Origin of the sequence: uncultured Corynebacterium sp., from assembly GCF_946998835.1 — a bacterium.
In the GTDB taxonomy this organism is placed as follows: Bacteria; Actinomycetota; Actinomycetes; order Mycobacteriales; family Mycobacteriaceae; genus Corynebacterium.
The window spans coordinates 136880-150014 of record NZ_CAMQAZ010000002.1 but is presented as its reverse complement, the minus strand read 5'-3'; the positions used below and the strand labels follow the sequence as shown (position 1 = coordinate 150014).

Genomic DNA, 13135 nt, shown 5'->3' with positions numbered 1-13135 from the left:
GGGCCCATGATGGTCAACAGGTTTTCACGACCGTCGGCTGAGCGACGAGCCAGCTTCACCTTGCCATCAATAATGATGTAGAGCCGATCGCCTGGCTCGCCCTCATTAAAGATGGTGGTTCCACGCGGGAAGCGAACCGTCTCGAGCTCTCCGAGCAAGGCCTGCACGGCTTCCTGGTCGACTCCCTGAAATACACCGGCACGGGAGAGAATCTCCTTGACGTCATCCACGGTAAAATTCTCCTGTCTTGGGCGCTGGCCACCGTAAAATACCGGCCAGCAGCCACTAAATTTACACTCGACTACAGACTGCAGTGGACAAACAGGAAGAGAATCCGCCCCATCCCACTACTTTCAGTCTTTCCCGGTAACGCCGCTGCCTAGCTTTCAAGGCACGTTCAACCCTGGACGAATTTCGCGACAAATCGACTCTGCAGGTGTATCCCAAAAACTACGCCGTCACCAAGATGTGATAGACACCACTGTATCAAAAGAGTGCCTACGGCTGTGGATAATTCTGATGAAAAGCTTCTGAACTGTGGATTTCGAAGCCGCAATGCGCTAACGGTGTTCCAAGTTGTGGTTGGGCATGACTCTTTGCGACTTTCTGACCGTATACGCCCGAGCTGCTACCGATTCCATCCACATACCGGACGAATCGAAGAGCCCTGTCCGCTAAAAGAATCCTGTCCGCTAAAGGTACGGAAAACATACGCACGCTAATTGCAATCCGGGGTAGCCGATACACTACGACCATGGATACGACCGGCAAGGCATCGTCGTTAAGCATGCACCAGATAAGCAAACCCCAACCCACGCACCCGCAGGGATCCCTGACGTCGAAGAAGCGTCGGGCGGTGGGGGCGCATCCGGCGGCGCGGGGGAAGGAGACGCGCCTGGGGATGGTGCGGCGTGCGCGGCGGATTAACCGTACGCTGGCGGTGGCGTACCCGAATGCGCACTGTGAGCTGGACTTTCGTAATCCGTATGAGCTCGCGGTGGCGACTATTCTGTCGGCGCAGTGTACGGATGTGCGGGTGAATATGACCACGCCGGCGTTGTTCGCTCGGTACCCAAGCCCGGCGGAGCTGGCGGTTGCCAATCAGGAGGAAGTGGAGGAGCTCGTTCGGCCGACTGGTTTTTATAGGAATAAGGCGGCGAACATCATCGGCTTTGCACAGGGGGTCATGGAGCAGCACGGCGGCGAGGTACCGGGCACGTTGGAGGAGCTGGTGAAGCTGCCGGGTGTGGGGCGCAAGACCGCGAATGTGGTGCTCGGGAATGCTTTTGGGGTGCCGGGGTTGACGGTCGATACGCATTTCGGGCGTTTGGTGCGTCGCATGGGGCTCACGGAGCAGGAGGATCCGGTGCGAGTGGAGCACGAGATGATGGAGGTGCTGCCGCGCGCAGAGTGGACGTGGTTTTCGCATCGGCTGATCTTCCACGGGCGCCGAGTGTGCCATTCGCGGCGCGCAGCGTGCGGGGCATGTTTCTTGGCGGCGGATTGCCCGTCGTATGGCATCGCGGGTCCGGCGGAGCCGGAGACGGCGGAGAAGCTGATTAAGTCGGACGACAGGGAGTGGCTTCTCTACCTGGCCGGTCTTAATGACGGCTACAGTGGGGAGGAACTTTCCGCGCTTGACGACGGGCACAGCGCCCGCAACACCACAGCGACACAGGACTAGTCGAGGAGCACTTTTTCGTGAATGAGCAGGACGGTCGTAGTCACAATGGTGGCCACAATGATGATCGGCAGGCGGACGTTAACCGTTCGGCCTCGCTGATTACTCTGCTCATCGCGGGAATTAGCATTGTGGGTCTGGTGATTTTCGCGATTGTGAATACCACCGGCGGCAGTGATGAGGTCGGTGATGGTGTTGCTGGCAATGGCGATGCCGGTGCTGGGAGCGAACCCGCAGCCCCAGCAATGTCCAAGGACGACATCGCAGCGGTAGCGGGCACCGGCTCGCTGAGCGGCGTGCGCTTGCCGATGTTGGCCGACCAGGCGGAATTGCTGGACATGGGGCAGGTCGTCGAGGGCAAGCCAACTGTGCTGAATGTGTGGGCATGGAACTGTGCGCCGTGTCGTCAAGAGCTGCCACTTATCCAGCAATGGGCTAAAGACAACCCAGATGTGCAGGTAGTGACGGTGCATGCGGCTCGCGAGGCAGGGCGTGGCCAGGCCTTACTGCAGGAAATCGGCGTGGATCTGCCAACCTACTCGGACACGGTCGACGTGGTTGGGCCAGCGCTGAATCTGCCGCGGGTTGTCCCCATCACCGTTGTGTTTGGAGCCGACGGCACGGTGGCGGCCATGCATCCCGGTGAGTTCACCGATGCGCAGCAGATTACTGACCTTGTGCGAGGTGCATTGAAGTGACGCAGGGGAGTTCGTGGAATCGAGATGCGAGTTCGGGGTTGTATCTGCCGAAGTGGTTGACCAATAGTTTGCCGCCGCGTCTGGTTAGTGTTGACCACACCGCCAGCACGAGCCACGTCACCTCAAGCAACATGGATCAGCAGGAGGCTGGGCACTCGGCTGCGTCGTCAAGCGTGAAGCGTGCGTTTGCGAAATTGCGGCGAGACTCGTCGACGCAGGAGGAGCCTCTGCGGAATCCCGCACGGTCGGCGGTGTTGGTGCTGCTCAGCGGTGATGCGCAGGCGCACCAGCGGCCGGACGATGCCAGTGTGGTCCTTACGCACAGAGCGACTACGTTGCGTAAGCATGCAGGGCAGATGGCATTTCCAGGCGGTCGTGTCGATCCGGAGGACGTGGACGAGGTCGATACCGCACTGCGTGAAGCTGAGGAAGAGACCGGCCTGAACCGGGAGACGGTGACACCGGTGCGGGTGCTGGACTCAATTGATATTTCGCGCACAGGCTTCGCAGTCAATCCGGTGTTGGCCTATTGGCACGCGCCGCATCCGCTGCGTGTGGTCGATCCGGCGGAGACGGAATCGGTACTCAATGTGCCAATTAGCCACCTGACGAATCCGGAAAACCGCATGATGCTCGGTTATCACGGCTGGACAGGTCCGGCTTTCAACGTTGGTGACTTCGTCGTGTGGGGCTTTACCGGTGGCGTACTGTCCTATTTGCTGGACGTGGCCGGCTGGTCAGAACCGTGGGATGACGCCAATGTGCAGAAACTTTTGCCGGTACTCGCGCGTTCCGCTAATGGTGAAAAACTGTCGATTCTGAAGGGAGGCCGACGACGATGACTTCAATTGCAGTGTTCGACGTTGCGCTGGTAGCGGTTTTTATTTTCGCGCTTGTCGTCGGCTGGCAGCAGGGTGCCGTGTCGTCGATTATGGCCATTGTGGGTGTCGTCCTGGGCCTGGTCATTGGCGTGCCCTTGGCGCCGCTGGCGATGTCGCAGGTAGAAAATCAGTCGGGAAAGGTCGTACTGGGCCTCGGCACCGTTATTCTGCTCGCGCTTGTTGGCCATGTGGTGGGTGCGGTGGCGGGGCAGTCACTGCGGAATACCATCCGCTCGCCGCTGGCAGTCGGCCTGGATTCGGGCTTTGGTGCCATCGTGCAATCTGTGACGGCGCTGGTGGTTACGTGGATGATTGCCGCGCCTCTGGCCGCCGGTGTGCCAGGACAATTTGCTGACTGGGTGCGTGAGTCCAAGGGGATGAACCTCATCGACCAGGTCGCACCTGATGAATGGAGCGATGTATTCAGCGGCATTCTCCGCCAGCTCCGCGATGATGGAATGCCCGCAATCGCTCCGCCATTCGGCTACAAGCAGGAAATTCCCGATGAACCCGCCGACCCCAATGTGATTTCGCAGGGTGTTGTCGACAGTATTCGACCGTCTATTGTCCGTGTCCTGGGGGAGGCTCCACAGTGCGAGCGCTTGCTGCAGGGCACGGGTTTTGTGATCGCACCGGATCTGATTCTCACCAACGCACACGTTGTCGCCGGCGCCACCACGGTTCGGCTGGAAACCGTGGTGGGCATGGCTGATGCAAACGTCGTGCACTACGATCCGCTTGACGACGTCGCCCTGCTCCGAACCACCGACCTTCCCCTGGAGCCCCTGCAGTGGGCTGACCAGGAAGCTCGCCCTGGTGATGACGCGGTAGTGCTTGGTTTCCCCGAATCCGGGCCGTTTAAGGCCACGCCCGCGCGTGTGAACGAGAACATCATTATTCGAGGGCCGGATATTTATTCGTCGACTCGGCACGAGCGGCAGTCGTATGTTCTGAAGGCGGATGTGCGCCACGGTAACTCGGGCGGCCCGCTGATTACGCCACAGGGCAAGATTCTGGGCCTGGTATTCGGTGCCGGCGTGAACAATGACCAGACCGGTTACGCGCTGCCGCACTCCGAGGTGCAGCCCCACATCGATGAGGCGATGGATAACTACGGGGCCATCAGCACGCAGGAGTGCGTCGCGGGCTAGTTACTGCTCGCGGGCCCCAGGCCCGCGAGTGCTTAGGAGCCCTCCGGCAGCCAGTCCACGTGATCTCTGATTGCCTGCACCACAGCCTGTGGTTTCTCCACCGGCAGGAAGTGCCCGCAATCCGGTACGACGCGCACATGCGCCGAGCTGAGCTCCACCAGCGCGCGAGGGGTGCGGGTGTCCTGTTCGCCGACGAGCAGCACCGTGCGCTCATCGCTTCTCGACGAATCCTCGATTGCGCCCAACCACTTGCGAAAAGCGGCCGGAGCCGGTCGTGTCCACCAGTTCATGTGCGCCAGTGCGGGGCGGAGTGCACCGCTGGCCAGGCTGTCAGCCATGAGTTCCGCTGTCTCTTGTCCTTCTGAGGTCTCGACGAAACCCTCTCCGGCGGTGGACATAGACTCGCGCACGATGCGGTCAATGAGTCGCTGTTGGCGATTCTCAGCCGCTTGCGTGCTGAACTTATTGCGCCGGAATCGTGGCACCCGTGGCCGCGAGTCCCACCAGGAACGGCGCAGCAGCGGTGCCAAGCTGCTGCGGAACTCCTCCGACCACGGGCTTTTCAGCTGGTTGAGCCACACCTTCGGGTGCGCAGCGCCGCAGCCAATAATCCCGGCGACTAGGTTCGGCTGTTTGGAGGCCAACGTCCACGCCACCCACGTGCCGAACCCCTGGCAGACCAGCACTGCAGTCGAGTGCCCGAGCGAGCGAATCGATGAGGCGATGTCCTGGGCTGCCTCAAACGGGTCGTAGCCATTTGGTGTGCGGTCGGATTGACCGTAGCCGCGCATGGAGATAGCCACCGCATGCACAGGAAGGGGGTCGCCCGAGTCGTCGTTAAGCAGTGGCAAGACCTTGCGCCATTCGAACCAACCGCCCGTCGAGCCGTGAATAAACAGCACGAGCGGATCGGAGGGGCGGCCACACTCGGCGATGTGGAGGCGCTGGCCGCGGACGTGAATGAGTCGATGCTGCCAGGGGCCAGTGAGGGAATCGCTGCGGGAGGTCATGAGGGAGAAGTACCTAATCCGAAGGGCTTAAACCGGGGGTGAATAAGACAAAAGGGCGAGACCGACAAAGTCCCGCCCAATATCTCTTAAGTATTTAGGTGTACATGCCGTTCGACTGCGAAGACTTCTTCGCGGCCTCCGAAGGCACGACCGACTTGAGTTCCTGCACCGACTCGATGGTCTTTTCCGGCTTGCGAATCGACTTGACCTTCTTCAGGCCCAGCAGCGCCGCGACACCGGCGATGACCAGCATCAGAACGAAAACGATGAGGAATGCAGCCCAGGTCGGCAGCCAGACATCCAGCAGCCAGCCGAGGAAGAAGAAAAAGAAGAACGAGGAGTACAGCGCGACGACGCCGGCAACCGCGAAGAAGCCACCGCCAACTGCGCCCTTCTTAGCCTCACCAGCAATTTCAGCCTTAGCCAGCTCGATCTCAGAGCGAACCAGAGCGGAAATCTGCGTAGAAGCATTGGACACGAGCTGGCCGATGCTGGCATCGCCCGAAGCGTTGCTATCCACATCGCTCAGCGGGATAGCGGTAACACGCGGTTCGGTGCCGTCGGTAAAGAGACCCTTCGTATCGTCGTTGCTCACGTGTACTTCCTCCTACGCAGATGGTTGGAAAAGATGGTTGGAAACTTTAAAACTGCAGTTACAAACTGCCATACTACCTTTCATTGTGGGCAGAGCGCGCCACAAGGGCGAAAAAGCTAAGAACTCGGTGAAGATTTTCTCATCGCTATTCGTTTCTATATAAGTTTGTCACTTACTTGGCAGTGAAGAATTAGGGTGTGGGATATGAGTAATCAGCCTGAGAACGTGCGTGGAGCCAACGGAATTGGTGCCGGAGCTGGCAATGGTGCCAGTGCCGGAAAAGGCGGCCTGGCTGGAATGAGCCTGGGTGTGTCATCCGTGTCGGCGAAGAAGCGCGCAGAGCGTGAAGCCGCACAGGCCAAGACACCTGCTGAGGGCGTTGATAGCGCCGGTTCAGCCGAGGGGCCGGAGGGGGCTGTGGAGGCATCCGCTGCTCCTGCCCCGCAGCTTGACCCCAAAGACCCCCTTGCGCCTCTGTGGCAGCTAGAGGGCGTTGCGCACGCCGCTGATGTCGCAGCTAAGGCGATTCAGGCTGTTCACCGACACAAGGCCAACCTGCGCAAGCACAATGTCACCGGCGCCGAGTCGGTGCTGCGTGGTGCCCGCGCATCGGCGTGGCTAGAAGGCGGCGAGCCTTCGCTTCCCGACGACGGCAATGTCACCGACCCCGTGCTCGCAGCAGCTCTGCGGGTTGCTGACACTATCTCCCCGGAGTCAATCGGTGAGACCACCCGCGTGTGGCAGCGTGCTCCGCAGCAGGTGTTGGCCAAGTTCGCGTTGAACGCGTCACCTGCAGGTGAGACCGAGGACGGTTCGGAGGCTCGGATGAAGGCCGGTCGCCCAGTTGGCGACGACAAGCTCTCGTCAGCCATGAAGGAGCAGCGTCTGCACGTGCTGGGTGACTTCATCACCGGACGCAGCCAGGTTCATGCAGGTGTGCTATCTGCAATCGTGCACGGTGAACTGTTGACTCTGCGCCCCTTTGAGTATCACAACGGCATCATTGCCCGTGCTGCTTCGCGGTTGACGACTGTTGCAACCGGTCTGGATCCGCGTGGCTTGGCCGTGCCGGAGGTCTACTGGACTCGCCACCGTCAGGAGTATTTCGAGACCGCTGAAGGGTTCGCGTCGGGAAGCGCCGAGGGCTTGCGTGCGTGGATTCTCCTGCACCTGGAGGGGTTGAAGGCCGGTGCTGTGGAGGCGCGCGGTATCGCCGACGCCGTGTAGGCGGGGTATCTGCTGACCTGTGGAGGTCAGTCGGTCTTAGATTCGCCGTCGTTTTTGCGCAGCGCCAACAGCGTCGCTCCTGCGCCAAGCGCGAGTGTGACACCTGCAACGATTGCAGTATTGCGTTTCGACGGGGCGCGGAACAGCGGGACCGGATTCCGGAATTGGTGCACTGGCCATTCGCGCTCTGTCGCTACCTTGCGCAGTGCTCGGTCGGGATTGACCACGACGGGATGACCGACCTCGGAAAGCATGGGCTCATCGGTGATGGAATCCGAGTACGCAAAGCATTTGGCCAAGTCGAGCTGGTGCTTCTCCGCTATCCGACGCATTTGCAGAGCTTTATTTTTCCCTCGGCAGAAGAACTCCGTTTCGCCGGTGAAGACACCGTCGCGGACTTCCAGCTCCGTAGACACGACGTTGTAGATTCCGAGTGCGTGGGCAATGGGCTCGACGAGCTGGCGAGCCGATGCCGAAATAATGAACACCTGATGCCCCTGCGCGCGATGTTCGCGAATGAGGTCCAGCGCCTCGGCGTAGATGTACGGCGTTATATTTTTCTCTAGTGTTTCGGTAGCGACCTGTCGAAGTTCTCTGGCGCTGTGACCAGCGATAAGGGCGGAAAACTGCTCGCGGGTGGCCTCCATTTGAGATTCGTCGTGCCCCTGGGACATATACAGGGCATGGCTGAGTGCCATCTGCATCATGTCCTTCGGTGAGATGATGCCGCGCTCGAGGAGCTGCTTATTGAACGCGTAGGCCGAGCTCTTGGCAATGATGGTTTTATCCAGGTCAAAGAACGCAGCGACGCGATTTTCGGGGATGACGCGAGAGCCTGCATTGTCGCGAGGCCCTGCATTGTCGCGAGGCCCTGCAGTGTCATGAGCATCTGTAGAAGCGCGCGGCTGCGGCGTTGTTGAAGCCTTGTTCTCGCCGGTGTCCATAGCTTCTGAGCTTACCCATGGTTGACCTGCCTGGGGAGAGCATCTTGGGCGTTTAGCTGCTCGGTGGTGACCGGGAAGGTCAGCTTCAGCGCGTGGTTGTGTGCGGGTTCTGGTGTCGGTTGAGTAGGGATGCTGAGCCAGGGTGAGTGATGTCGAACATATTTTCCGGTTAATTCATTGAAGGTATTTGCAGTTTGCTCGCTATATGCAATACTTGGACGTGGCAGGCCCCTTCTAGTTCTTTTAAGAACAGACTGCGAGGCCGCCCCGGCTCAATCCCCCCCCGAGCCGGTTATAGACGCCTCGCGCCAATCCCCCCCCGGCGCGGGGCGTCGCCCCTTTCCTGGCCCGATGTTGATCCCAAAAATTACGGGCTGCAAATGTGAAACTGTGCGAGTTTATAGCACTTTCAAGCCATTTTTCGGGCCATTTTTGCCATAAGCGTAGTCACTAACTCGCATCGAACCGCTGTCGCTAACATAACTGCACTCACTGTCTCTCGTTGGGCAAGTGGCAAAAGGCGCCCACTCGCCGACACGACGAGCGGGCACATTTTTGCTATGTAACCCGATGTTGATGAGGAGTGCGGATATTGGCCAGGCCGCGGAGCGGTCAAAAGGCCAGGGCAACGCGGCTTTCTGTTGTTATCCACAGTCTGAAAATTATCCACAGACGGCATGGATTTAGTCCTTTGCGAGCATCATTGCATCCGCTCTGTAGTGCACGCTATGGCCATGGCGATCAAGAAGTTGTCCATGGCTCAGCGAACCGAGACTCCATCCAATCCAGTAGTAAACGCCGTCGATGATGAGGCGCTGCGTGAAGAGGTTGCGCTCATAGTCGCTGCTACTGGTCGCGTTTGCGCGCAGGAGTCCGTGCCTTCTTTTGGCTCCGAGTCTGTCCCGATGCCAGCGTCGGAAGGAGCGGGAGTTTCATCGGCCCTGTGGCGTAGGGCACCAGCAGTGTTTGTCGATGTGCCAGCAGCTCGGAGATTAGCTGGACGGCCTCATTGTGAGGGAGCAATCTTTCTGGTTCGCAGTGATACCGAGGCGGAGGATACGCAGGTCGCAAAGATGTTAGCGCCTGTCTACAGTGCCAGCTTGCCTGCGGATAACGTCGATATTGTCGAGTTGCTGGGCCGTGGTGACATTCGTCCGGGTAATCCAGTGGCATCCGATAGGGAAGAACGGTGTGGGCAGACCGCGCGTCCAGATCACTTAGATTACTCAGAACGCCCGGCGCGACCGACAGGCCTGGGAGTAAGTACAGCCTCGGGTGCAGCGTTTGAGCCGAATGTGCTGACAGCTGTAGATCCGGTGTCGACGGTACCTGCCCCGGGGCCAGCGCAGTTTCAGTCATCGCCAGCGACTACCGATGCTACGGCTACGTGCCTGATGTTTGTTCCTGCCGTTGGAGGTGCTGGTTCCTCTGTTACGGCCGCAGCTAGCGCATTGGTGCTCTCCCGTGAAAAGCCCGTGTGCCTGGTGGATGCGGACGCGCTGGCGGGTGGCATTGATTTGGTCCTCGGCATGGAAACGGAGCCGGGGCTCAGGTGGCAGGACTTCTCGGCGGCAGATGGCCGGCTCGACGGCGCGGCGCTCTACGAGGCGCTGCCATCATGCCCTCGGTCACCAGCGCTGAAAGTATTGACCTGGACTCGCACTCGCGCACACGAAGCCGCCGATAATCACGTACACATGGATACCGGTGCTGACAATGCCAGGGTTAGGCATATCGCAAGTACGGTTAGCTGCCTCATTCACGCCGGAATTACGGTCATCGTTGACTGTCCGAAACTAGGTGAGTACATCACCGTGCTTGGTGCGCTTGCCGACCACACGGTCATCGTCGTCCCCACTTCCGTCCGAGCTATCGCAGCCACTGGGTATCTGGCGGCTATCTGCGCACTGGCTGGGTTCACACCGAGCCTTGCGGTTCGACATCAACAGCACCGCGATATCAGTGTCGAAGAGGTCGAGTATGCGCTTGACCTGCCCATTGTCGGGGAGATTGAGTACTGCAAAAAAGTAGCTCACGAGATAGATGTGGGAGGGCTCGCAGGTAGCGTCGTCAAGCTGACGCGGGGATTGGCGGCCATGTTTGCCCTTGTTCGCGGTGATGGCGATGGATGATGTCAGGCTGCTGGCAGCGGTGAGGACAGTGCTTGCGGAGCGGTCTGGAGCGGTGTCGCATAGTGAAATTGCTGACATTATTCGTGCGGAGACCTCGGGTGTGGTCTCCGATGTGAAGGTGCTGGAGCTCCTACGCACGATTCGTGAGGAAACTGTGGGTGCAGGTGTGCTCGATGTGTTGCTACGGCGTCCTGGGGTTAGCGATGTGCTGGTCACCGCGCCGGGCGAGGTCTGGGTCGACGCCGGTAGTGGGTTGCAGCGCGCCGACGTGACCTTTGCGGACGAGGACGCGGTGCGCGCGTATGCGGTGCGGCTGGCGTCGAGGTGCGGGCGCAGGCTTGACGACGCGCAGCCCTGGGCCGACGGCCATATTCCCGGCGGTGTTGGCGGCTGTGGTGTGCGAGTTCATGCGGTGCTTTCACCGCCATCGGCGACCGGCACGCAGATTAGTCTGCGGGTGCTGCGTCCGGCTCGGAGGGGGCTGGCGGAGCTGTGCGAGGTAGGGCTGTTTCCGCCGGAGATTCTGCCGGTGTTGCGGGGGATTGTGACGGGACAGTTGTCGTTTATTGTCGCTGGTGGCACAGGTGCGGGAAAAACCACGCTATTAGCGGCGATGCTCACAGAAGTAGACCCTGACCAGCGCATTGTGTGCATTGAGGACACTCCAGAGTTGCAACCACAGCATCCGCATGTGGTGAAGCTGGTGACTAGAGCCGCCAACTTGGAGGGCGCCGGCGCGATCGGGCAGCAGGAGCTGTTGAAACAGGCGCTGCGCATGCGTCCCGACCGCATTGTCGTCGGTGAAATCCGCGGTGCTGAAGTGGTGGATTTGTTGGCTGCGCTGAATACGGGTCATCGCGGTGGGGCGGGGACAATTCATGCCAACCGCATCGGGGATGTTGTGGCCCGTTTTGAGGCCTTGGGATTGATTGGTGGGCTTGGTCGAGCCGGGCTGCATGCGCAGTTGGTCTCGGCGGTGCAGGTGGTACTGGTGGTCGAACGCACCGATGTGCGGAGGCTGGCGCAGATCGGGCTGCTGCGAGGTAACCCACCGGAGATGGTGGAGGTCTGGACTGCTCGGGATGGGCCGGGGCCGGGGTGGGAGACGTTACAGAAGCTGCTGGTCGGCGGCGAATAGCCAGGGGATTAGAAGGGGGAATTAACAGCTATGGGGGAGGGGTTTAGCGTGACGATACTTGTTAGTGGCGTAGCTGCGGCAGTCGCGATCTGGCCGGACAATTCGGCAACAGCGCGCTCGCGGGCGCTGGCAGGTCGTGCTCGTGAGGTCTCCGGTGGGCTGAAATGGTTGCAGCGCATGGCTGGTCTGGGCACCGACGTAAACGGAATGGGTGCACCAAGCACCGGTGGCGTGAGCGGGGCTGCAAGGGGATCAGCTCTCATCGTTGTGGGCCCCGCGCTCGTGTTGCTGTGGGTTGCCGGGATTCCAGGGGCCATAGCTGGGCTGTTGCTGGGCCGCACTGCGGGGGCGGTAGTGCGCGCTGTGAGGGGGAGGCGCTGTGAGCGTCGAGAAGCGGACAGCGCGGCGGTAGCGCTGGAGACCTTGACCGCGCAGATGCGCGCGGGGGCGGCACCATCACGGGCGCTCAATGCGGCAGCTGTGGAATTGCGCAGGTCAGGAGATGGAACTGTGCTGGCAGATCATCTCGCGCACGCGGCGCATCGGGCGAGTTTCTCCGACTCGTGGGCAATTGAGGAGTCCTCGGAGCAACTGCACCGGATTGGGCGCATGTGGGCAGTGGCGCAGCAGCATGGATTGAGTTTGGCCGGGTTGTTGGAGTGCGCGCGGGGAGATTTACAGGCTCGTCAGGCGCATCGCTCCCAGACGTCCGCCGCACTGGCGGGACCACGCATGACAATCGCCATCTTGGCTTCACTGCCGGTGTTCGGTTTGGCCATGGGACAAGCGTTCGGGGCAGCTCCCTTCGAGTTTCTCAGCCGAGGCATGGGAGGAATTGTGCTGGTCGTCGGTGTCGGTTTAGTGTGTGCGGGCATCGAGTGGGCCGTCGCCATCATCGATCGTGCGGAGGCTGGACAATGATTGCCGCCGCGCTACTCATCGCTGGCTATCTTTGCTTGCCGACGTTCAATCCCGTCCGCAGCCGCCTGCCTGAATTCGTAGCCGACTCGGATGCTCACTTGCGACGCAGCGTGCGCCGGCAGGTGACCGGCTGGCTGTCGCGGATTGCTACCCAGGTTCGGGAGCGTGTGCGAGCGGTCATCGGCGGTGAACGCATCAGTCCGGCTGTACTCCTCGATGCCGCAGCGGCCCTCGACATCATTGGCGCATGTTTGAGCTCCGGTATGCCGTTGTCACAGGCCATGGCCGCGGCCGCCGATGGCGCGAGTCCAGAGCTGGCCGAGCCACTTCGGCAGGCCTCCGCCAGGTTGTCCGTGGGGGCGCACTCCGCGTGGGACGAGCTTGCTGCCACCCCCGCACTGGAGCCCTTGGCGACCGCTGGGCGCCGCGCAAGCGAATCCGGCACTGTCCTGGCACAGGGCTTGGAGGACACTGCCGCCACATATCGCAGTCAAGCGCACGATGCCGCACAGGCCGTAGCCGAAAAGGCCGGCGTTCTTATTGCCGGGCCGTTGGCACTGTGTTTTCTGCCCGCCTTTGTGGTGCTGGGATTAGTCCCCACGATTGCCGGGCTTGCCGATGAAATGTTTGCGGGATTGATGCCGCCATGATGCTCGGACTCCGTTGTGCTCTCGGTCTCGGTTTCGGTCTCGGGTACGCGCGCGGGCCACCTGCCGCGCTGTCATCCAACACACGCATACGCACACCACAACCTCAC

At 60.7% G+C, this 13135-nt stretch carries 13 protein-coding genes; 9 read left to right on the top strand and 4 right to left on the bottom strand.

Translation table 11 applies throughout. The features are described from left to right. Positions 1-230 (bottom strand): cyclic nucleotide-binding domain-containing protein (locus tag Q0U90_RS01440; protein ID WP_297450553.1); only part of this gene is annotated, 230 nt, incomplete at its 3' end. Between the two features lie 671 nt (positions 231-901). Between Q0U90_RS01440 and nth the strand changes: the two genes are divergently transcribed. The 4 genes from nth to Q0U90_RS01420 are packed head-to-tail and all read left to right on the top strand — an operon-like array spanning position 902 to position 4411. Continuing rightward, entirely contained in the window at positions 902-1684 is a 783-nt protein-coding gene (gene nth, locus Q0U90_RS01435) for an endonuclease III (RefSeq protein ID WP_297450579.1), read from the top strand. Positions 1685-1701: 17 nt separating this feature from the next. Continuing rightward, positions 1702-2379 carry a TlpA disulfide reductase family protein gene (locus Q0U90_RS01430; protein WP_297450550.1) on the top strand — a complete coding sequence of 226 codons (678 nt, stop codon included), beginning with the start codon at positions 1702-1704 and terminating at the stop codon, positions 2377-2379. After that, positions 2376-3221, top strand: coding sequence for a CoA pyrophosphatase (locus Q0U90_RS01425; RefSeq protein ID WP_297450547.1), 846 nt, complete (start codon positions 2376-2378; stop codon positions 3219-3221). The genes Q0U90_RS01430 and Q0U90_RS01425 overlap by 4 nt, the downstream gene beginning before the upstream one ends. Further along, positions 3218-4411 carry a MarP family serine protease gene (locus Q0U90_RS01420; RefSeq protein ID WP_297450540.1) on the top strand — a complete coding sequence of 398 codons (1194 nt, stop codon included), beginning with the start codon at positions 3218-3220 and terminating at the stop codon, positions 4409-4411. Before Q0U90_RS01425 ends, Q0U90_RS01420 begins: the two co-directional genes overlap by 4 nt. Before the next feature lie 32 nt (positions 4412-4443). Here the strand turns inward: Q0U90_RS01420 and Q0U90_RS01415 are convergent, their stop codons facing one another. Together Q0U90_RS01415 and Q0U90_RS01410 are read right to left on the bottom strand one after the other, a co-directional pair. After that, positions 4444-5421, bottom strand: coding sequence for an alpha/beta hydrolase (locus Q0U90_RS01415; RefSeq protein WP_297450538.1), 978 nt, complete (start codon positions 5419-5421; stop codon positions 4444-4446). A gap of 94 nt (positions 5422-5515) precedes the next feature. Then, on the bottom strand, positions 5516-6016 hold the full coding sequence (locus tag Q0U90_RS01410) for a phage holin family protein (protein ID WP_297450535.1): 501 nt from the start codon (positions 6014-6016) through the stop codon (positions 5516-5518). Positions 6017-6220: 204 nt separating this feature from the next. Between Q0U90_RS01410 and Q0U90_RS01405 the strand changes: the two genes are divergently transcribed. Further along, entirely contained in the window at positions 6221-7243 is a 1023-nt protein-coding gene (locus Q0U90_RS01405) for a hypothetical protein (protein ID WP_366516609.1), read from the top strand. Between the two features lie 26 nt (positions 7244-7269). Here the strand turns inward: Q0U90_RS01405 and Q0U90_RS01400 are convergent, their stop codons facing one another. Then, positions 7270-8187: an HAD family hydrolase gene (locus Q0U90_RS01400; RefSeq protein WP_297450532.1), complete on the bottom strand. Its 918-nt coding sequence runs from the start codon at positions 8185-8187 to the stop codon at positions 7270-7272. Positions 8188-8942: 755 nt separating this feature from the next. On the opposite strand from Q0U90_RS01400, the gene Q0U90_RS01395 reads away from it, so the two are divergent. The 4 genes from Q0U90_RS01395 to Q0U90_RS01380 are packed head-to-tail and all read left to right on the top strand — an operon-like array spanning position 8943 to position 13028. Further along, complete coding sequence (locus Q0U90_RS01395) at positions 8943-10319, top strand: hypothetical protein (RefSeq protein WP_297450529.1); 1377 nt, start codon at positions 8943-8945, stop codon at positions 10317-10319. Further along, positions 10312-11457 carry a TadA family conjugal transfer-associated ATPase gene (locus Q0U90_RS01390; RefSeq protein WP_297450526.1) on the top strand — a complete coding sequence of 382 codons (1146 nt, stop codon included), beginning with the start codon at positions 10312-10314 and terminating at the stop codon, positions 11455-11457. Before Q0U90_RS01395 ends, Q0U90_RS01390 begins: the two co-directional genes overlap by 8 nt. Before the next feature lie 48 nt (positions 11458-11505). Beyond that, positions 11506-12378 (top strand): type II secretion system F family protein, encoded by an 873-nt coding sequence (locus tag Q0U90_RS01385; protein ID WP_297450522.1) that lies wholly within the window; start codon positions 11506-11508, stop codon positions 12376-12378. Beyond that, a complete protein-coding gene (locus tag Q0U90_RS01380) occupies positions 12375-13028 on the top strand; it encodes a type II secretion system F family protein (RefSeq protein WP_297450519.1) in 654 nt (217 codons plus the stop codon). The genes Q0U90_RS01385 and Q0U90_RS01380 overlap by 4 nt, the downstream gene beginning before the upstream one ends. Positions 13029-13135: the final 107 nt, after the last annotated feature.